Here is a 19,745-nt window from a genome sequence, read left to right as displayed (position 1 = left end):
TTATAACAGTTCGTTACGTAGAATTAATACCCTTTAATGACTGTATAAATAAATTTGCTAAGCAGCTTAATAACAAACATAATGCAGAAAATATTTTATTTATGTTACTTCGTAATATGGTAACAAGATTATCGAATATTGTACAGTCGATTAGTATGGATATTGATGATTATGGACGTTTAATACTTGATAGTAATATTAATGATTTGCGTATAGATCATACCAATGTATTAAAGAAAATAGGTCGAAAAGGTGATTTACTTTCTAAAAGCCGTGAGTGTTTATTTTCTTTAACTATGGCTATTCAATATATTTTAAAATCTCCACAAATAACTCACAATAAAGCATCTAAGGATCTATTAGATACATTGCTTCGAGACGTAGACTCAATAATTAATTTTTCACAATTTATATCTAGCGAGATTGCAAGAACCCTAGACGCAGCACTCGGTATGATTGCAATTGAACAAAATAATATTATTAAAATTTTTTCGTTGGTTACTATATTTTTTCTCCCACCCACTTTAATAGCTAGTATTTACGGCATGAATTTTACCGTAATGCCTGAGCTTAAATCACCGTATGGTTATCCTATAGCCTTATTCTTAATGCTATTATCTACAATTATTACCTATAAATATTTTAAGAAACGGAAGTGGTTGTAAGTTTTTATTGAGAATAGTTCGATAGAATTTTGCATAAAAATCAATGACCGTATTTTATAGTCAATTGATTTGGACTCACCTACATCATTACTCGTTGCTTTCCTATTAGTTATAGGTTTCGTGCCTTGCGCCTTTTATGCAAATCTCATTGAATTGACTATATTACCAACAGTTAAAATTTCTTAAATTTCAATTTAATAATAATTAGGATTTAAATATGAGCGAATTAGATTTTGAAGTAGAAAAGACAAGTTTTGTAGTAAGTGTTATTGATGCTATTGAAGAATATATAAAAGCAGAATTTTTATTTGACTATGAAAAGCAAAAAGAAAATTTTCAATATATCCAAGGTGATTTAAATAATTTGGAATTGCCTGAGATTATTAAAAATTCTGCAGTCATGCAAGAATTCTTTAGATTAAAATCAGAATTTAGGAAATATATTAAAGATAAAAATTATGAATTTTTTGCAGAAATATATAAAAAATCAAGTATATCTATAGAAGAGAAAATTGTAGAAATAGATACAAAATAGAGCGTATTAAAAACGATCAACCTGAAAATGAAGAAAAAAAGGCTTGGGAGTAGAATAAGAGTAATGAATTAGAGCGAAAAGCAATAGAAGAGGTGTATAAGAAAAAACAAGATAAGGAAAGTATAGATAGTTATAAACAATTAGGGGCAAGGGTACAAGCGGTAAGAGCTAATCATCAATAGAAAAGATGGAAGATCATTTTTTAGTGAAAGAGAAAATATTAAGTGCAGAAGAAATGAAAGCTATTATTTCAAATCATGAATTATTAAATACATTAGCTAGTTATAATGATATCGCTAGTGCAAATGCAGTAACAAAATTATTTGAAATTGCTCGTAATTATTATGAAGATGATAAGCACAAAGGCATCAATGAACTTGGAGCAATAAACGATACAAACAAAAACAACTTATCTTCTTAATGAAAATATTTAAAAATTATTGAAACAAAAGCAACTTAGTTTTAAAGATATTGATTACGTAGTTGGTCATGAGTTAGATAAGTTATGTGGGTTAATAGCAGGAAATAGTACAATCCTTACTTTTAATAATGATCAAATACATAACAGTAATGATTTTGTGATTTAGCAATATTAGATAGGTTAGAAGAAACGCTCAAAAAGTGAGCTGATGATTTTACGGTAAATGATGAGCGGATAAAATTCTATAGAACACTAACAGAAGAAAATAATAAAAAATTCTTTTTTGAAATTGGAAGTTAATAAAATGGTGTTCCGATACCATAACTTATAAGGAACTATTGCAGTTGTTACCTAGTAAAAATTTTATTAGATCTCTTAAAAGATAGAAATTTATATAAATTAACAGAAAAAATGACTATTTCTAAAAATGAGTTACTTGAGATGTCAAAAGAGGCATAAGAAAATTATTTAAAAGAAATAAAGGTTGAAGATTGTTTAGATATTCATTTAGACTCTATGCATATGAATACTCTTAAACTTATTATAGCATCAAATGTGATTCTTAGTAATATCTCATTCAATTCTGATACTACCGTAATTATAGAAGCAGGAAGGTCTTTGAATATCGTTGGTACACTAGATCTAGTATCAGGCAGTACTTTAAATATATCTAGTGAGGGTACATTAGGGTCAAATATTGTTTCAAAAGGTATAATAGAAAATATAAATAATAGTCAATCAGTAATTAAGGAATCACTTCTGAAATTCTTTTAAATAATACTATTGCACTCAATTTAAATTTTATGGAAGAAAATACGGATAATAATTCAGATACAACAATATTGGGAAATACTGATCCGGAGATTTAATAAATAATATTGCAAGTTCTTTCTAAACTCTATTTTTATTCGCAACTAGGGATAAGATTGTTTTAAATCTTATCCCTTTTTTGCCGGTTACTTTATAGCCTTATTTTCAATGCTATTATCTATATAATTATCAACTCTAAATTTTTATAAATACTATATAGCTTTATATGATTTTTTCTTATTAAAAACTTAACAGCTATGAATAAAATACCCACTCTATCTTGACTTTTATAAAAATTGTCATATTATGTGGTAATCCCATAGAATATGGTAATTAAGTTAATTATATAAGGATATAAATATGCAAAAAATATTGTTTAAAGGCCCGAATATAAGTATGAAAAATGAAAATCCTGATATCAAGGAAATAAAAACCTTAGCTGACTTACCTTCAGGTACAGGTAGTGAATATTTTATAAATGCACATGGATCAGAGTTTTTCTATAAACCTACTAATTTAGGTTTATGGGGAAAAATTAAATCATATTTTATGCCTGAGCCTTCTTACTTATCAATGAGTATATTTTCTGATGAAGGTACAACTTCTGTGTTAGATATTACAATGCTTAATAAAATACAAAATAATACCATTGCAAATCAATGTAATATTGTTCATATATTTTCTTGTCATTCAGGAGCCGCTCAACATCATTTAGATTGGATACAGGGCAACATGGTGTTATGCACTTATAATAAGGCCAGCGATGCAAATATTGTACGATTAGCTCAAAGTAATTACGATGCTAGAACAAAAAATGACTTTTTATTGATTGAATATATAAGAGATCATTTTCATCTATTAGTAGCATCAGATTTTAGTATAAGCTATAAATTAGACGATCAAATTTATAGTTTTTCTTTAAGTGCTAATAAAATTAAAAAGATGAAAAGCATAGCGGAGTTGCCGGCTTTTCTACATAAAGAATATAAAGCTTTTGTAAAATTTTATAAAAATATTCATGCGAAATATCATAAATCATATCCTGAAATATTTAACTTAAATATAGAAACAAAGCCAAAAGAATTAACATACGATGACTTAATCAGGGTATTTAGTAGAGCTTTAACCTTAGAAACATATAATTTTAATAAATTGTCTCTAAGCAAGATAGAGACTATGTTAAATCAGAAAGGATTATACACTGATATTAGTATAGGGAACGCTATAGAGCAAGGGAATTCTGAACTAGTAATGTGTTTACTTAATTATGGTAATACTAAAGTAAGTAACTATAATCTTGATAAGGCTATAGAGAAAGGTGATTTAGCTATTCTAAAAGCTGTACTTGAGCATAGTACTATAAAAATAGAATCATATAATCTTGATAAGGCTATAGAGAAAGGTGATTTAGCTATTCTAAAAGCTGTACTTGAGCATAGTACTACAAAAATAGAATTATATAATCTTGATAAGGCTGTAGAGAAAGGTGATTTAGCTATTCTAAAAGCTGTACTTGAGCATAGTACTACAAAAATAGAATTATATAATCTTGATAAGGCTATAGAGAAAGGTGATTTAGCTATTCTAAAAGCTGTACTTGAGTATAGTACTATAGAGGTAGGTAGCTCTAATATTTATACGGCAGAAGAGACGCATAATTTAGACGTTATCGAATTAGTAAAAAAATATTATAATTCTACTATAAATACTATTACGTCTGAAGAAAATACTATAGATACAACACTTACTGTAGTAGAAGAAGTACCGGCATTAGGAGAGGGGACAGAGGGAGTATAAGTAAATTCAATATTATTCCCGTGGAAGGCTTGCTTGCATGGCTTGAAAAACCTACTCGATGTCATTCCCGCGAAAGCGGGAATGACATAAAACGAGCCATGCCACAACGCAGCGACTGCAAGAAGCGTGGCAATCTATAAAAAATAGTAAAAAATCTGTAAATCAGAATTTTTTACTGGATTGCTTCGTCAAAATTTTCAATTTTTCCTCGCAATGACGGCAAAACCAAGCCACGCGAGTAATGCCAAGTCATTTTAATAGACCTCTTCGGAAACTCTACTTCTAGAGGTAATTTGTACGTCGATCCGGTACTTGAATCCTCACGTACTCTTGTGTATGCTGCGGTTCTGTGTTCCGTGTCTCCTTCAAATTCCTCTCTATAAGCGAGTTTCCGAAGAGGTCTAATAAAATCTAAATATTTCTTAGAATTACTTTACTTAATTCATAATTCAAGTGTGAGAAGTTTATCTCTTCAAATCCTTTTCTCGGAATAATAATCATTGCAAATTTTATAGCCTTAAAGCTAGAATTACTAACAATAATTCTAATTAGATGTCGTATACGCCTTTTAATTTTGTTGCGAACTACAGCTTTTTTATTTAGCTTTCTGCTAACTTTGATTCCTAAAAAGGTGTTATATTTTGATTCAAGGAAGATTTTTGGAAGTTTTGTGGCGATTACCAAAATAAAATATCTCTCATGGAGCTTCTTTCCAAGCTTATTTATAAGCTCAAATTCTTTTTGATTTTTTAAAGAGGTAATAGACAATTTGATAAATCAGATTATTTTAAGCAGATAATTTATGTCTACCTTTAGCACGACGTTTTCTTAAGATTGCTCTTCCGGTTGGAGTAGCCATTCTAGATCTAAAACCATGTCTTCTTTTTCTAACTAAATTACTAGGTTGAAATGTACGTTTCATAATATTTATACCGAACGAAAATAAAAATTAATTATTATAAATATGTCATCCCGTGGCTTGACCACGAGATGACATTAAATACTTAAATATGTGCTTTTGCTTTTTCTACAATACTTACGAATCCGTCACTGTTATTGACGGCAAGTTCTGCAAGTACTTTACGATCTATATCGATTTCTGTTTTTTTAAGAGCTCCCATAAATTGAGAGTAAACAAGCCCATGTTCTCTTACTGCTGCATTTATTCTTTGAATCCATAAACCTCTAAAATCACGTTTACGGTTTCTACGATCTCTATAAGCATATTGGAGGGCTTTTTCTACTTTCTCAATAGCTACTCTAAAACAGCTATTTGCTCTACCTCTATAGCCTTTGGCTAATTTAAGGATTTTTTTTTGTCGATTTTTGGAAATTTTTCCTGATTTTGCACGTGTCATTGCTTTAGCTCCTAGTTAATTAATTTATACCGTACGGTAAAAAATATTTTTTAATATTATACCCGTCTTGAGGACAAAGTATTGTAGTTCCTCTAAGGTTACGAATTTGAGCTTTAGTACGACGACGCATAAAATGTTTTTTACCTGCTTGAGATGCAATAACCTTGCCGTTAGCAGTAAGTTTAAAACGTTTTTTTACGGCAGATTTTGTTTTTAATTTAGGCATATTGTTCCTTATAATTGGTATTTCTAGGTTTAAACGGTAAAACATTAGGCATACCAAAGCCATATGACCGATGAAACCTAGATAATAGTTTTTTTTATTAGTTATTGCAAGATTTTTTTATAAAAATGTACTATAATGTTTTTAATCAATCGATAATAATTTAAAAATGTTTGGACAAAATCCTAAAAGAAGCATATTAAACGGTGACGGTACTCAGTTAGAGGTACAGTCTATTTTTAAGACTATACAAGGGGAGGGCATTTTTGTAGGTTGTCCTGCGATCTTTATTAGGCTTGGAGGATGTAATCTTGCTTGTAATTTTTGTGATACGGAGTTTGAAGATTTTGATTTAGTAGATATAGATAAGATTTTGAATAAAGTAGAAAGCCTGGCATTAAATTCTAAAAATGAAAAATCGATTAATTTAGTAGTAATAACCGGCGGTGAGCCGATGCGTCAACCTATAGAGTTATTATGTCAGAAGTTATTAGACCGAGATGTTAAAGTTCAAATAGAGACTAACGGTACGTTATATCGTTCTTTGCCGAAAGAAGTGTCTATAATTTGTTCGCCGAAGGTAGGTAAAACTGGTTATAGTAAAATAAGAGAAGATTTATTGCCTAAAATTAGTGCGGTGAAATTTATCGTTGCTAAAAATATTTTAGAATATAGTCTCATACCGGAAGTAGGGCAAACCTCTTATAATATACCGGTTTTTATTCAACCTATGGATCAAAACAACCAAAGACTTAATGGCGAAAATAATGAGTTAGCAGTAAAATTAGCATTAGAAAGCGGTGCTAGATTATCTCTGCAAACTCATAAATTTTTAAATATCCCATAGATTTAGGTCGCCGTATGACCCCTTTTCATCACCTAATAATATTACTATTCCAACGTTACCATTGTCAGAATTAGAAGGGTAAAGCTCTTTAAAATTTTTAATTATAACGATATAATTTCCCTAATTGTCTTTGTTGTTCTACAGAAGGGAAAGGTAAGATAATTTTGTCAGCATCTATGTTGCTTTTTGATGTTATCATAGATTCAATTAAACTTTCGGTACAGAATTGTTGGAGTTGTACTACATTTAATTACCTGCCTTTCATTGTCTAAATTAGAAACCTTCGCATTTTCTGCTTGTTCTCTAACATTTGTTTGGTAGCACATATGTAATATACTAAACTAAATCTAAGTGAATTTTGCATTCCGGTTCTTTATTTTTAACAAGAGTGTTGATGCATAAGAATCGTCATCTTCACTCTCGCTGTCACGCCCAATATAGTCAGAGTCAGAAGAGTACATAATAGATTCAAGGAGAAAATCCTTATTATATCCTTGGTAGCAATTTCTTCTCCACAGTTTGAGGGATTTGCACTACGCTTAGGTTGTATCTGTTTCATAATTTCCTTACAAAATAATTTCGGTTAGAACTAAATTTCTTTTCAATATCCAATAAATTAAAGAATTTTAACTAAGGAATATATTACTCCTATATTCTAGTCAAAAATTAATTTACTTGAATTTTTAATTGTACTTAAGTATGATAATGAAGATTTATTATAAGTTAATATGGAGTAATAATGAGTGAAATATTAGAACTTGAAGCGGAATCCCGCACGGAATTCGGTACGGGAGCAGCAAGAGCATTAAGAAGAGCAGGGCGTGTTCCGGCTATTATTTATGGAGCGGGTAAAACACCTGTTAGTATTTCTTTGGAAGAAAAGGAAATAACTAAATATTATAGAAAGCCGGCTTTTATCTCTCAGTTAATTAATTTAACAATTGATAAGAAAAAATATAAAGTATTGCCGAAGGCTGTAGAATTACATCCTGTTACGGATATAGTACGCCATGTTGATTTTGTCTTTTTAGAAGAGAAAACCCAAAAAATGGAAGTACCTGTAGTATATGAAGGGAAAGAAAGAGCTTTAGGCGTTAAAAGAGGTGGATACTTTAATATAGTAAAAAGAAGAGTTACTTTATTATGTGATGTTAATAATATCCCAAGAAACGTAACTATAGATGTTACTAATATGCCTATGGCTACTTCGCTAAAATCGTCAAAAATAGAATTACCGAAAGGATGTAGTTTTGTTACAAAAAAAGAATTTGTCCTTGCAACTATTATAGGACGTAGAGGAGCAAAAACTGAAGCTGAAGGGGAACAACAAGCCGCTGAAGCAGGGAAGTAAGATAATTCTCACGATAAGGACTTGCTTAGATACTTAAATCGTTATTGCGAGGATTCGTAGGCGTTGTTGTTTGGCTCGTTTTATGCCATTCCTAGCTAGAAGCGGGAATCCGGTAATCTTTAATTGTCATACTGCGAGCTTGTAGCGGTATCCAGTCTTTGTTAATTTTTTTTCTGGATACCGTGGTCAAGCCACGGTATGACATCGAGTAGGTTTTTCGATCCACGCAATAATGCTGAGCTAAGAATGGCATTATTCTGTACTTCTTGCAAATCAATACTTCTTCAAAAATTTTCCATTACTATTTATTAGGTAAATTATTATGCTTCTTGTTATTGGTCTTGGTAATCCAGGAAAAGAGTATCAATATACGAGGCATAATGTCGGCTTTATTGCTATAGAGAAAATAGCAAACCAATATAATTTATCATTTAGTACAAAGAAAAAATTCAATTGTGAAATTGCTGAAACTATTAGTGATGGACAAAAGATTATTTTTATAAAGCCTACCACCTATATGAACTTGTCCGGTAAGTCAGTGATATCGGTGAAAACATATTATAATATCTACCCCGCAAAAATCTTTGTTATTCATGATGATATTGATTTAGAAACAGGTAGAATAAAATTTAAAACCGGTGGCGGTAATGGCGGGCATAATGGTTTAAAGTCGATTGATGGGGTTATAGGTAATAATTATAACCGGATTAGGATTGGAGTCGGTAGACCGCAAAATAATCAGGATGTAGCAGATTACGTACTTAATCATTTCTCTAAACCGGAGTATGAAACAGTAATGCAAGCTATAGATAGAATCACTAGTAACTTTGGTTTAATATTAGAGAATAAGTTAGAAGAATTTAAGAATAAGATAGCTTGATATATTCAATGTTATTCCTACGACTTGATCGACGTTGCTGTGTGGATGATACCAACTCGTCATTGCGAGGAAAAACTGTAAGTTTTGACGAAGCAATCTCAGGAATTCTATACTACTTCACGAGATTGCCACGTTGATGCTATGCATCTCCTCGCAATGACGGGAAAACGATATTAAAACTAAACAGCAAAGAAGCAAAGATTTATGACACAAAATTTTGAAATTGTTTATGCTGATGCAATGGATAGAACTCATAGAACTATAATTATTGAGGCTTTGAACAAAGATGCTAGAGAACAAAAGGGGTTAGTAGGAGATATTGAATCTTTTTCATTTTCCTGTTTAGATCAGGATAAAAATTTTGTTGTAGGAATTAGCGGTATGAGTTCTTGGGGGGATTTTACATTGATTCACTCTTTGTTAATGAAAATATAAGAAACTAAAATTATGGTATTGTACTAATGCAAAAGGTTGAGGATTTAGCACGTGAACGAGGCTGTAATTTTATTCATCTTGTTACTATGGACTGCCAAGCAAAATCGTTTTATGAGAAACTGGGGTATAAAATTGAATTTGCTATGCACGGTTACGAAAAAGATTCTATAATGTATTATTTACGGAAAAATTTATGACACTAAAACTCGGAATTGTTGGGTTGCCGAATGTCGGTAAGTCGACGTTATTTAATGCCTTAACGGCAAGTCAGGCTGCAGATGCCGCTAATTATCCGTTTTGTACTATTGAGCCTAATAGCAGCAAAGTTTTAGTGCCTGATGCGCGTTTGCATAAACTAGCAAGCTTAGCCGGAAGCGGTAAAATTATTCCGTCTTATATTGAGTTTGTCGATATTGCAGGGCTTGTTAAAGGAGCAAGCAAAGGGGAAGGGCTAGGTAATAAGTTCTTATCTCATATCAGGGAAGTCGATGCAATACTGCATGTACTGCGTTGTTTTGAAGATGAGGATATAACGCACGTACATAACAAAGTCGATCCGCTGCATGACCTCGAGATTATTGAAACGGAATTAATACTTGCCGATATAGAATCGGTTGAAAAGCGTTTAGCTACAAGTGAAAAACGCTTGAAGTCAGGCGATAAAGCAATGGCAGAGCAGATAGAGCTGTTAAAAGAGGTTTATAAGGTATTAGGTGAGGATAAACCTGCAAGAGTGCTAAATGAAGCTTTAAGAGTTGATAATTTAAAACAATTGCAGTTAATTACCTCTAAGCCCGTTTTATATATATGTAACGTACTTGAAAAAGATGCAGCTATAGGTAATGAATTTACAAAATTAGTAGCGGAAAGAGCAAAGAAAGAAAATGCTAAAAGTGTCGTAATTTCTTCAAAAATAGAAGCTGAAATTGCTTTACTTGAAAGCATGGAAGAAAAGGAAGAGTTTTTAAAATTTATAGGTTTAGACGAAACAGGGCTTAGTAAAGTCATTAAAGAGGGGTATAATCTTTTAAACCTTAAAAGCTTTTTTACTATAGGACCAAAGGAAGCCCATAGCTGGACTTTTAAAGACGGCACACTTGCACCGGCTGCTGCCGGTATTATTCATACCGATTTTGAAAAAGGTTTTATCAGAGCAGAAGTTATCGGCTATAAAGATTACATAAATCTCGGTAGTGAAGCAAAAGCCAAGGAAGTAGGTAAAATGCGTTTAGAGGGTAAAGAATATAAAATGCAGGATGGGGATATAGTACATTTTAGATTTAACGTTTAAATAACGATCAGCTATGAAAACAATTTGACCAAAACGGTCTCTTGAAGTGCAAGATAGGCTTATTATATAGTGCAGCAAATTTTGGCTGTTGCCAAGGGTAAAATTGCCCTGATTATCTTGTATGGCTCGTATGCTAGAGGTGATTGGGTTAAAGATATGTATACGGAAGATCATACTACTTATAGTTATACAAGTGATTTTGACTTTTTAGTAGAAAAAAAGGTAAATTTAAGGAGCATGCTACTTTAAGGGTAGAATCTAAGATAGAAAAAAGGTTAGAACAAACAGGCTTAAGAAAAGCCGAGGTTTTTTCGCTAGAACCTTGGATATCTATAATATGCGAATCTATAAGTGAGGTAAATGACAAGCTTGAAAAAGGGCGTTATTTTTATACCGACATTAAGAATGAAGGTATTCTTTTATATGATAGTGGCGAGCAGCTTTCTCGAGCTAAAAATTTGCCTTGGAGTGAAGTAAAAGAAATAGCTAAAGAAGATTATGAATACTGGTTTGGTAGAGGCAAGAGTTTTTTTATTGATTGTAAATACCCATTAGAAAGAGGTGATTTTAGTAAAAGTGCTTTTGAGCTGCATCAAGCCACTGAAAGTGTTTACAGTAACATTTTATTAGTTTTTGCCTGTTACAAACCAAAGTTACACGATATAAGAAAGCTAGGTGGATATTGTGCAAATTTATAATGTTGAGCTACTTAAAGTATTTCTGCAATCGTCTCCCGAACAAAAAGAATGTTTTGAATTACTAGAAAAAGCTTACGTTGATGCAAGATATGATAAAAATTATAGAATTAGCAGAGAGCAGTGACTTTACTTGATTGAGAGAATAGAAAGATTAAAAATGATAATGGAAAAAATTTGTTTGGAGCGGATTAATCTATAAAACTCGATGAACCGAAATAAAAAAAATCATTTATGAAAATTATTGCGAAGATTCCGGCATGGATGCTTCTATGCTTATTTATTTTATCACCGACTACGGAAACAATTTATACTTCAGGATTACCGAGTTTAACCAAATATTTCGGCATTGACGGCGGTCTCACTCAAATTACATCTACATTATATTTTCTAGGGTTTGCGCTTGGTATATTATCACTCGGCAGATTATCGGATATTTACGGCAGGAGACCTATAGCTTTATTAGGGCTTTTTATTTATGTTGTATCTTCAATTATTAGCATTTTTGCAGTTAATATAGAAATGCTGATGATAGCTCGTTTTGTGCAAGCTTTCGGTGTAAGTGTAGGTTCTGTTATTGGGCAGGTATGGCTGGAGACTCCTATCAAGGCTTAGAGTTATCATATGTCTATGCTAGCTTATCTCCGTGGCTGTTATTTATCCCTTCTCTAGGTTCATCTATAGGGGACTATATTATAGAATATTCAAGCTGGCATTATGTTTTTGTATTTTTTAGCCTTACCGGTACTATATTATAAAGTTTTACCTGAAATAAATTCTTATATAGATTTTTCCCAAAGCAGTAAATATTTTGAGGTTTTGCAGGTAATTATTAAAGATAAAATTCTTTGGTTATATGCTTTTATCATCGGTGCATTTAACGGCATATATTACGGTTTTTTCATAGAAGCTCCTTTTATTTTGATTGATAAAATGAAAGTTTCGCCATCTTTTTACGGTAAATTAGCGTTTTTGTTATCTTTTGCCGCTATCTTTGGAGGCTTTTTAGGAGGGGGTATTTAATAAAAAAACGCCATGTACACGATAAAAAAGTTATGGGTTTAGGATTTATTTTTAGTTTGTGCGGTTGTATATTATTTGCGGTAAATGCTTTTATATTAGAAGTTATTTCAACGAGTCATAATCTTGCAATCGCTATGATATTTGCACCGATGATGATTCATATGGTTGGGCATAATCTACTTATCCCTATAACGCTTCGTTATGCACTGAAGGATTATGCTAAAGTAACAGGTACGGCAGGATCTATATTTGGTGCAATATACTACGTAGTTATCGCTGCTGTAACTTATTTGGTTTCTAAAATACACGGCGCAACGATAAGCAATTTTGCTGTATTATGCTTCGTTTTAAGTATTAGCTCTGCTATTTCGTTTTACTGTATTTGGATTTTATATAAGAAGAAAAAGTCAAATATTCCTAACTAAACACAGGTGTTGTCATTGTGAGTAGCTGTGGCGTTGTTGTATGGCTCGAAGAAAGCGTTCGATTTCATTCCTGCGAAAACAGGAATCCAAGGTAAAGCGAGATAAATCGATCGTTTAGTTTTAAAAGTCTAGCATATTTATACTTTTTTGACTGGATTCCCGCCTACGCCGGAATGACATTAAGAAAGTTAGAGATAACCTTGTACATCATCTGTATGCTCTTCACCCTCAAGAGTCATATCCTCTTTTAAGGCTTCCATACTACAGCTACTAAATACATCAAGGTTATTCTGCTCTGCTTGCCATTTTAATCTAGCTTCTTTAAAAGTAACAATACCGTTTTCAATTTCTGCTAATGTCAAATTTTTTATTTCGTGTAAAAAATTCTCTATATCTACTTTTGCTTCTGGATTTTTTTCGATGAATGGATTAAAAAACTCCTTGATACCTGCTAATAATTCTTTTTTCCCAGGTTCTATATCTTTAGAATCTAGAGCTTGAGCTATCGGTGTATTCACTGCATCCTCGTTGTTTGCTATATCCTCTTCTTGTTCAAAACTTTTATCAAGTGCGTTATTAGAAGTATTAATATGGAATAACTCTTTGTAAAAATCATTCATAACAATTTGGTCGTTAGGGTTATTTGCATTATAATTAGTTATTATTTTATCAATAGCTTCTTTAAACTTTTCATTATAAGGTATATTTCTAAAGGTGGAGCTTCCATATATAGATTTTTTAGCAAATTCTTTTAGTGCGTGCAGATTTTCAGTACTAGAATTACTCATCTCAGCATGTTTTTCTGGAATATAAGTAGCTATTTCTATTAATGTATTACCAAAAATGCTTTGAGCGGTTTTTTCATCAGCTTGTTGTGTTGCTGCTAATATTTTAGCGGGCATATTATTTTTCACTAGTTCTAGCATGCCTCCGCCGCAACAAACAGTTTGGTAATCATCATTATCTTCTTCTTTTAATGATAAATACAAAGCGTTTTCTATGTGATAGTTATTTTCTTTTAATAATTGCCATGTTTGTAAGGTTGGGTCATTAGCATATACTCCACCATCAATAATTTTATGTGATTTAGTATTGGTTATATTACGGAAATTGTGGCTGGGGAAATATCCAGGTGCTGCAGTGATGCCTTGTATTATATCTGAAAGGTAATAATCATTCTCTTCACTTTGTCTAGCATCTATAGTAGAGAAGGTCATAAGAGGATTTTGTTTATTATTTAGATCATAACCTGTAACTACAACATCACCGATTAAATCCTTGAGGGTATAATCCTTACAATATGCTTTCAATAATTTTACTAATGGTTCAGGAGAAAATTTATGGCTGAATAAGCCATTAAAACTCCACAATTTTCTAAAAGTTAATCCTACCGGAAAAATATTGTGTGCCATTTCTTCAAACAGTTCTTGAGCTTGCGCTGCACTGAATAAAGGTTTTCCGGGATTATTAGGATTCGGTAAATTAAGCAAAATAGAAATAAGTCCTCCAACACTGGTCCCTCCAGTAAAATCGAATATCTCACAAGTAGGCTTACCGGTTATTTGCTCCATTATTTTTAATTTTTCTAAATGGATATTTCCTTTTACTCCACCGCCTTCAAATAGTGCTAAGTTAATCTTATTGTTATTGTTTATATCTACCATAACTACCTTTCAAAAAAATACTAAGAGAGCAAAGTACAATAAAAATTAACTTTTGTCAATAAACTTATTTGTCTAAAGTCTAAACTGAACAAAATTTAACTTATAAAATAAATTGTAACTATTAGTAAAGAAAACTTAATTAATAGTGAATATTTTAGTATATAGCTAATATTATAACTATGATGGTATGAGATATGCTAAGTCATCCTAGTAATATAGATCCTCAGTTATTAGCTCAAGAAGTAAATACAATGATGCCCTTAGTAGAGAAAGATTTAGCTGATGTTGAAGATACAATAACTTATGGAAAAGAACGATTATTTAAATTTGTTAAAGATAAGAAAATTATGGAAGCTTTGGCATTTATGTATTGTTTTGAGGGAAATACTGGACAAACTTTAGATATTAAAGAATTATGTACTACAAATGATTTATTATATAGAGATGATTTTAGTGCCCTTACGGAGACACTAGATACCTTAATCCCCCTTATAGGGATTATTTGTTTCTAAATAATTTAACACTCATTCTACTATAAATAATAATGCTAAAATACAAAAACTTTGATAGCTCCTCTGATGAAGAGTTAAAAGAAAATTATACTTTACCTAAGTATCTTAATTTTTTACTTAAAAATATACTAGATATTAATTATATATATAACTCTGAAGATTTTAAACTTAAACTAGGTTTAGTATTACATAATTTAGCTGATAGATTTTTTAAATATTCTACTATTAGAAATATTTATAAAAAAATTAAATCTGAAATATTAGTTGTAGATAATAATTATTACGAAGAAAATTTTAATATTATCAAAACTGCTTTTAATAAACATAATTATTTAAAAATTATAACAAAGAAAATATAAGTGATAAGGATTATCAAAAGCTATTGCATTGTGTATTTAATCCAAATCACTCTATTCCTAAGATATTTGCTTTAGCAGACGGTATTACTGCTCAGCATGCAAAGAAAGTATTATTACAAGAATTGCACAACAGTAATATCAACTTAAAAAAGTATAAGTAATAACCCATACATAATTCTAAAGGACTTTTAGCTTTTGCTGAAATGATTGGCAGGAATAATAAAATCAGCTAAAGCACTGGATTTTAGAAGAAATAAATAGTGATTTATCTACTATATGTAAGATCTCAAATACTAAAGAAGAAACTTTTACAATTAATCATATAGTACATTATAAAACCGGTAATGTACAAACAGATGTACCTGGCTTAGGAAAGTATGATGAAATTTTATCTAAATTTGAGCAAGAACATGAATATAAACATGCTATTATAAAACGTATATTTGAAGTTGTGCATGCTAAAGCATCGACACAAAATATAGAAGAATTACCGCGAAAACTAAATTACTTTGCAGAAAAGTTAACACATTTGTTATTTATGCTTGCAACACATAGAAATAATGCAACCTTATTTACGGCTCCTATGTTTTTAGAACTTATTGATAAAAATAGTATATTTTTATCATATAAGGAGTTTTTTCCTATGTCTGCTGAGCATGCCGTTGCTCAAACAAGAGGTATACTGAAAAACTATAAATATGTGTTACCAAATTCCTGTCCAATAGATTATGACACTACAAATGTACAAAATGGTAATCTATTACTTATTAAAGAAGGTAATATATTAATAGAATGGCTTAGTAAAAAATTAAATAATTGTAAACTAGCAAATATAGCACGAATATTTGACATCTTAGCTTCAATGTAATTTTACAAAAATATGGATAATGTAAAAAGCAATGATATAAAATCTTTTTTAGCAAAAGTTCATAAATTAGAGCATTGTCCTATAAAGTTGTTAAATTCATTAGACCAAAATTTAACTGCTTTAATTCTTAAAGTAAACAATATAGGAGAACGTAATTTAAAGCTTACAAAAACTAAATTGCTTGAAAAAAAGGATTTTTCTCAAGATTTAAAGGATTTAATTGAAATAACCTACTTGGAATTTACTGAAAGCTTAAAAAATATTGAAGGGTTTTTAGCTCAAAAACAAGCATCTCTCAAGACAGAAATTAAAAAAAATCCTACCTGAAATTCTACAAATTTTATGTGCTAAAATAAAAGAATGGTATGATATTGATGCACCTTAATATGCTAAGAATGTATTACAAGATATTACCCCCCAAATTTAATCAAACTATTTCTCCTACCTCGTTTCAAAAGAGATTAAAACTTTCCTTGTCTAAAAGAAAAGATATATATGATGCAAATGATGATGATAATAATCAAACTTTGGAAACAACTGATATAGACAATAGTATGAAAGAATATTTTAAACTAATTGGAGAACATACTAATACTATATACGATTAAAAACAGTATTAATATTATGGTCTTTTTGAGGTCCTAGAATTTGGTAGCTAAGAGTAAATGAATCAGGATTTAAAAATACATAGGTAGTATTAATATTGATTTTTACCACATAGATGACTGCCTGTAGCTTGTATACTCAAATGATTTGAAGAATTGTTTCTGCAAAACTTCGGAGGACTCGCATGCTCACCTATTAAGGGCTGTGCGTACTCGCTCCTCGTTTTACATTGCAATTCTCCAAATCATTTGAGTATACCCTGTCTGCATCAACAAATTTTAATTGATAAAATAAGCGCTTTTCAGGAGCAATAAAATATTTTGTAATATTACTATTCTTAAAAATATATCTATATTCTTGATTAGCGTGAATTTGATAATCGTAGTCGAGATAGTGAATTTGTAATTCCTCTTTATTAATTCATTTAAACTTTTAAGTAAGAAATATGCTACCCCCTCACCGTAACCATAATTATCTTTATAATTCTGTTAATTTGGTATTTTCTGGAGAATCTTGAAAAAAATTTCTTTTACTGAATCGTTTTTTGAGAGCATTTGATATATATATCTATATCATTCCTGCGACGTTTTGGCTTTATTGTATGGCTGTTTATGTCATGCCCACGAAAGCGGGAATCCAGTAATTTAAAGGTTATACACAATAAGTTTGTACAATTAAAAGCTAGATTTATTTTGCTTTACCCGGGATTCCCGATTTCGCGGGAATGACATCGAGTCGGTTTTTCGGACCATGCAACAAAGTCAGCTTGACTACGGTATGACATTTAGTTCTGCAATATTTTCATTAGCAAATTAATCTCTTCGCGTAATTCTATATCGTTTTCCAGTAATTCTTCTACTTTCTTAATAGCATGCATAACCGTCGTGTGGTCTTTTTTACCGAATTTTTTACCGATATCTGCAAGACTTTTCGGCGTTAATGCTTTACTAAGATACATGGCTATTTGACGCGGTCTTGCAACTTCTCGTAATCTCCGTGATGAAGACATATCGGATAACTTAATATTATAACGGCTAGCTACCTTTTTCTGAATATCTTCAACGGTAATTATTCTTTCATTAGAACGCAGTAAATCCCGCAAAATATTTTGTGTGTTTTCGAGTGTAATTTCTTTTAAAGTAAAATTAGAATGAGCGATCACCTTATTTAAAGCTCCTTCAAGTTCTCTAACGTTTGAAACGATTTTAGATGCTAAAAAATCAATTACGTCTTTTGGTATTTTAACGTTCATCTGCTCAATCTTAGATTCTAGAATACCGAGTCGTAGCTCATAAGTAGTACTATGAACGTCGGCAACTAAGCCCCATCCAAGACGAGATTTTATCCGATCTTCAATATTATCTAAATCTGAAGGCGATCTATCACAAGAAATAACCATTTGACGGTTATTATCAATCAATGTATTAAAAGTATGGAAAAATTCTTCCTGCGTACTATCTTTACCGCAAATAAATTGAATATCATCAATCATTAACACGTCAACCGAACGAAATTTCTCTTTAAACGAGATTACTTCTTTGTTACGCAGAGCTTTAACAAATTGATACATAAATTTTTCTGCCGACATGTATATCACTTTGCGGCTTGGATTATGCTGCTTGATGTACCAACCGATTGCATGCATTAAATGAGTTTTACCAAGCCCTACGCCGCCATATAGAAAAAGCGGATTAGACTCAGAAACCGCACCTGATGATTCTGCAACCGCTCTTGCGGCTGCATAAGCTAGCTCATTTGGGGCTCCAACCACAAAATTATCGAAAGTAAAACGTACATCAAGGGTTGACAAGATATTTTCCGAATTAAGCTCACTGCTGCCGATATCGGCAAAAGTCTTAGTAGGTAATTCTGTAACTGTTTGGGTTGTTCCAGGTAACTCTTTAGTAATTATTTCAATTGACTTAATGGTATTATTATAATGTTGAAATAGTTGCAATATGACCATAGAGTACTTGGATTTTATCCAATCTCTAACAAAGTTAGTAGGGGCACAAAGAATAACGGTATTTAATGAAGACTCTATAAAATTGACTTTACTAAACCAGCTATTATATAGAGTTTCACCGTAATGATTGTAAAGATCTTGAGCCACGTGACTCCAGACATTTACATAATTATCACCTTGATCCGTTAAAATTATTTGGTTAGTACTCACTTAAAACTGCCACGGTAAGTTATTTTGTTTCCAGCCTTTATCTTGATTATTTCCTTCAAAGCCGTCACTAATATTATAACAATTTTTATAACCTATATTAGTTATAAAATTTGCTGCGATAAATGACCTATATCCTGAACGGCACAGAAAAAATATTATTGCATGAATTTTATCGTTAACGATAGATAAAAAATTATCTTCAAAATCTTTATTCAATTGCCAACTTAGAAAGATCACCTTATTTTTATTATCTAAATGAGGTATCCCCACTTGCTGCCACTCTTCTCTAGTTCTAACATCTACAAGAAAAGCATTATCATTTGAAATTAGCATATCATAAGCTTTTGTAGAACAGATATTTTGAACCGACATATTTATGCTTTTTTGCTGTTATTGATAATAAAAGTTAATAGAATTTTACCCATGTAGAATGGATTTATTAGAGTGCTGAATTATTAAAGCATTTTAAAATGATCTTGGTATCTGATTATTTTAATAATATTATTATAAAAAAATTTTGCAAGATGTTATAGATGAATAAATTAAATAAAAACTCTTTACAAAAGAAACTTTTTTACCGTAGTAAAAATCGCGGTTGCAGAGAAATGGATTATATACTCGGTAGCTTTGCCGAAAAGTACCTATCTTTAATGGATGAAACAAAACTTGGAAGCTATTCTTTAATACTTGATCAAAATGATAATGATCTTTATAATTGGATTAATAATAAATCTTCTGCTCCTTCTTATCTAGATGCCGAAATAATTGATAAATTACACAAAATAGCAAAAATATAAACTCCTG

28 protein-coding genes and 3 pseudogenes (1 of these 31 running past the window's edge) are annotated in these 19,745 nt (G+C 31.1%); 22 read left to right on the top strand and 9 right to left on the bottom strand.

Annotated features, from left to right (window positions below; all coding sequences use genetic code 11):
• From RSL_RS04845 to RSL_RS04825, 6 genes are all read left to right on the top strand, one after another.
• Positions 1 to 665, top strand: partial view of a magnesium transporter CorA family protein gene (locus RSL_RS04845; RefSeq protein WP_014273664.1) — the 3' portion only. Its footprint begins 295 nt before the window's first position; only the last 665 of its 960 coding nucleotides appear in the window; the start codon falls outside the window, past its left edge; the stop codon is at positions 663 to 665.
• 217 nt (positions 666 to 882) lie between these two features.
• Positions 883 to 1,200 (top strand): hypothetical protein, encoded by a 318-nt coding sequence (locus RSL_RS04840; protein ID WP_014273663.1) that lies wholly within the window; start codon positions 883 to 885, stop codon positions 1,198 to 1,200.
• Between the two features lie 187 nt (positions 1,201 to 1,387).
• The gene (locus RSL_RS04835) at positions 1,388 to 1,621 is read left to right on the top strand and encodes a hypothetical protein (protein ID WP_010977538.1); all 234 of its coding nucleotides are present in this window, start codon (positions 1,388 to 1,390) and stop codon (positions 1,619 to 1,621) included.
• A gap of 19 nt (positions 1,622 to 1,640) precedes the next feature.
• Positions 1,641 to 1,787 (top strand): hypothetical protein, encoded by a 147-nt coding sequence (locus tag RSL_RS09370; protein WP_014419888.1) that lies wholly within the window; start codon positions 1,641 to 1,643, stop codon positions 1,785 to 1,787.
• A 350-nt stretch (positions 1,788 to 2,137) separates the two neighbouring features.
• Positions 2,138 to 2,395 carry a hypothetical protein gene (locus RSL_RS04830; RefSeq protein WP_041472101.1) on the top strand — a complete coding sequence of 86 codons (258 nt, stop codon included), beginning with the start codon at positions 2,138 to 2,140 and terminating at the stop codon, positions 2,393 to 2,395.
• A gap of 396 nt (positions 2,396 to 2,791) precedes the next feature.
• On the top strand, positions 2,792 to 4,228 hold the full coding sequence (locus RSL_RS04825; protein WP_014419886.1) for an ankyrin repeat domain-containing protein: 1,437 nt from the start codon (positions 2,792 to 2,794) through the stop codon (positions 4,226 to 4,228).
• 253 nt (positions 4,229 to 4,481) lie between these two features.
• Here RSL_RS04825 and RSL_RS08055 read toward each other — a convergent pair.
• The 5 genes and pseudogenes from RSL_RS08055 to rpmI form a co-directional block, all read right to left on the bottom strand.
• Positions 4,482 to 4,631, bottom strand: a pseudogene (locus RSL_RS08055) (palindromic element RPE1 domain-containing protein); the annotation flags it as partial.
• Positions 4,632 to 4,639: 8 nt separating this feature from the next.
• On the bottom strand, positions 4,640 to 4,996 hold the full coding sequence (gene rnpA, locus RSL_RS04820) for a ribonuclease P protein component (protein WP_014273661.1): 357 nt from the start codon (positions 4,994 to 4,996) through the stop codon (positions 4,640 to 4,642).
• A gap of 19 nt (positions 4,997 to 5,015) precedes the next feature.
• Positions 5,016 to 5,150 carry a 50S ribosomal protein L34 gene (rpmH, locus tag RSL_RS04815; protein WP_011270688.1) on the bottom strand — a complete coding sequence of 45 codons (135 nt, stop codon included), beginning with the start codon at positions 5,148 to 5,150 and terminating at the stop codon, positions 5,016 to 5,018.
• A gap of 82 nt (positions 5,151 to 5,232) precedes the next feature.
• A complete protein-coding gene (rplT, locus tag RSL_RS04810; protein WP_014273660.1) occupies positions 5,233 to 5,586 on the bottom strand; it encodes a 50S ribosomal protein L20 in 354 nt (117 codons plus the stop codon).
• Between the two features lie 19 nt (positions 5,587 to 5,605).
• Positions 5,606 to 5,812, bottom strand: coding sequence for a 50S ribosomal protein L35 (gene rpmI, locus RSL_RS04805; RefSeq protein ID WP_014273659.1), 207 nt, complete (start codon positions 5,810 to 5,812; stop codon positions 5,606 to 5,608).
• A gap of 166 nt (positions 5,813 to 5,978) precedes the next feature.
• On the opposite strand from rpmI, the gene RSL_RS04800 reads away from it, so the two are divergent.
• The 10 genes and pseudogenes from RSL_RS04800 (at position 5,979) to RSL_RS08035 (ending at position 12,756) form a co-directional block, all read left to right on the top strand.
• Positions 5,979 to 6,656, top strand: a complete 678-nt coding sequence (locus RSL_RS04800) for a 7-carboxy-7-deazaguanine synthase QueE (protein ID WP_004997925.1) — start codon at positions 5,979 to 5,981, stop codon at positions 6,654 to 6,656.
• Between the two features lie 739 nt (positions 6,657 to 7,395).
• Positions 7,396 to 8,007, top strand: coding sequence for a 50S ribosomal protein L25/general stress protein Ctc (locus RSL_RS04795; protein WP_012736701.1), 612 nt, complete (start codon positions 7,396 to 7,398; stop codon positions 8,005 to 8,007).
• A 322-nt stretch (positions 8,008 to 8,329) separates the two neighbouring features.
• Positions 8,330 to 8,887 carry an aminoacyl-tRNA hydrolase gene (gene pth / locus RSL_RS04790; protein WP_014273658.1) on the top strand — a complete coding sequence of 186 codons (558 nt, stop codon included), beginning with the start codon at positions 8,330 to 8,332 and terminating at the stop codon, positions 8,885 to 8,887.
• 204 nt (positions 8,888 to 9,091) lie between these two features.
• The gene (locus tag RSL_RS04785; protein ID WP_014273657.1) at positions 9,092 to 9,322 is read left to right on the top strand and encodes a hypothetical protein; all 231 of its coding nucleotides are present in this window, start codon (positions 9,092 to 9,094) and stop codon (positions 9,320 to 9,322) included.
• A 26-nt stretch (positions 9,323 to 9,348) separates the two neighbouring features.
• A complete protein-coding gene (locus tag RSL_RS04780; protein ID WP_014273656.1) occupies positions 9,349 to 9,519 on the top strand; it encodes a GNAT family N-acetyltransferase in 171 nt (56 codons plus the stop codon).
• Positions 9,516 to 10,613, top strand: coding sequence for a redox-regulated ATPase YchF (ychF, locus tag RSL_RS04775; RefSeq protein WP_014273655.1), 1,098 nt, complete (start codon positions 9,516 to 9,518; stop codon positions 10,611 to 10,613). The genes RSL_RS04780 and ychF overlap by 4 nt, the downstream gene beginning before the upstream one ends.
• Positions 10,614 to 10,694: 81 nt before the next feature.
• Positions 10,695 to 10,862 carry a nucleotidyltransferase domain-containing protein gene (locus RSL_RS04770; protein ID WP_014419885.1) on the top strand — a complete coding sequence of 56 codons (168 nt, stop codon included), beginning with the start codon at positions 10,695 to 10,697 and terminating at the stop codon, positions 10,860 to 10,862.
• A gap of 209 nt (positions 10,863 to 11,071) precedes the next feature.
• Positions 11,072 to 11,311, top strand: a complete 240-nt coding sequence (locus RSL_RS10100; protein ID WP_041472099.1) for a HEPN domain-containing protein — start codon at positions 11,072 to 11,074, stop codon at positions 11,309 to 11,311.
• Complete coding sequence (locus RSL_RS10095; protein WP_004997939.1) at positions 11,298 to 11,435, top strand: HEPN domain-containing protein; 138 nt, start codon at positions 11,298 to 11,300, stop codon at positions 11,433 to 11,435. The genes RSL_RS10100 and RSL_RS10095 overlap by 14 nt, the downstream gene beginning before the upstream one ends.
• Before the next feature lie 107 nt (positions 11,436 to 11,542).
• Positions 11,543 to 12,756 (top strand): annotated as a pseudogene (locus RSL_RS08035) (Bcr/CflA family efflux MFS transporter).
• Between the two features lie 188 nt (positions 12,757 to 12,944).
• Here the strand turns inward: RSL_RS08035 and RSL_RS04740 are convergent.
• On the bottom strand, positions 12,945 to 14,420 hold the full coding sequence (locus tag RSL_RS04740) for a patatin-like phospholipase family protein (protein ID WP_014273654.1): 1,476 nt from the start codon (positions 14,418 to 14,420) through the stop codon (positions 12,945 to 12,947).
• Positions 14,421 to 14,614: 194 nt separating this feature from the next.
• Here RSL_RS04740 and RSL_RS04735 point away from each other — a divergent pair.
• The 5 genes and pseudogenes from RSL_RS04735 to RSL_RS04715 all read left to right on the top strand — a co-directional run bounded on the left by RSL_RS04735 (position 14,615) and on the right by RSL_RS04715 (position 16,767).
• Positions 14,615 to 14,936: pseudogene (locus RSL_RS04735) on the top strand (hypothetical protein).
• Between the two features lie 28 nt (positions 14,937 to 14,964).
• The gene (locus tag RSL_RS04730) at positions 14,965 to 15,291 is read left to right on the top strand and encodes a hypothetical protein (protein ID WP_010977519.1); all 327 of its coding nucleotides are present in this window, start codon (positions 14,965 to 14,967) and stop codon (positions 15,289 to 15,291) included.
• Positions 15,292 to 15,742: 451 nt separating this feature from the next.
• A complete protein-coding gene (locus tag RSL_RS04725; protein WP_041472098.1) occupies positions 15,743 to 16,159 on the top strand; it encodes a hypothetical protein in 417 nt (138 codons plus the stop codon).
• Positions 16,160 to 16,171: 12 nt separating this feature from the next.
• Positions 16,172 to 16,486, top strand: a complete 315-nt coding sequence (locus RSL_RS04720; protein ID WP_016926427.1) for a hypothetical protein — start codon at positions 16,172 to 16,174, stop codon at positions 16,484 to 16,486.
• Positions 16,487 to 16,545: 59 nt separating this feature from the next.
• The gene (locus tag RSL_RS04715) at positions 16,546 to 16,767 is read left to right on the top strand and encodes a hypothetical protein (protein WP_032850710.1); all 222 of its coding nucleotides are present in this window, start codon (positions 16,546 to 16,548) and stop codon (positions 16,765 to 16,767) included.
• Here RSL_RS04715 and RSL_RS10090 read toward each other — a convergent pair.
• The 3 genes from RSL_RS10090 to RSL_RS04705 all read right to left on the bottom strand — a co-directional run bounded on the left by RSL_RS10090 (position 16,754) and on the right by RSL_RS04705 (position 19,313).
• Complete coding sequence (locus RSL_RS10090; protein WP_231282938.1) at positions 16,754 to 16,876, bottom strand: DUF6314 family protein; 123 nt, start codon at positions 16,874 to 16,876, stop codon at positions 16,754 to 16,756. The genes RSL_RS04715 and RSL_RS10090 overlap by 14 nt on opposite strands.
• A gap of 673 nt (positions 16,877 to 17,549) precedes the next feature.
• Positions 17,550 to 18,941, bottom strand: coding sequence for a chromosomal replication initiator protein DnaA (dnaA, locus tag RSL_RS04710; RefSeq protein WP_014273652.1), 1,392 nt, complete (start codon positions 18,939 to 18,941; stop codon positions 17,550 to 17,552).
• Complete coding sequence (locus RSL_RS04705; protein ID WP_004997961.1) at positions 18,942 to 19,313, bottom strand: rhodanese-like domain-containing protein; 372 nt, start codon at positions 19,311 to 19,313, stop codon at positions 18,942 to 18,944. It abuts the gene before it with no gap.
• A 161-nt stretch (positions 19,314 to 19,474) separates the two neighbouring features.
• Between RSL_RS04705 and RSL_RS04700 the strand changes: the two genes are divergently transcribed.
• On the top strand, positions 19,475 to 19,738 hold the full coding sequence (locus RSL_RS04700) for an FAD assembly factor SdhE (protein ID WP_004997963.1): 264 nt from the start codon (positions 19,475 to 19,477) through the stop codon (positions 19,736 to 19,738).
• The last annotated feature ends 7 nt before the right edge of the window (positions 19,739 to 19,745 follow it).

It is taken from the genome of Rickettsia slovaca 13-B, from assembly GCF_000237845.1.
GTDB lineage: Bacteria > Pseudomonadota > Alphaproteobacteria > Rickettsiales > Rickettsiaceae > Rickettsia > Rickettsia rickettsii.
The sequence above is the reverse complement of the archived record's forward strand: the minus strand, read 5'-3'. Positions and strand labels throughout refer to the sequence as shown.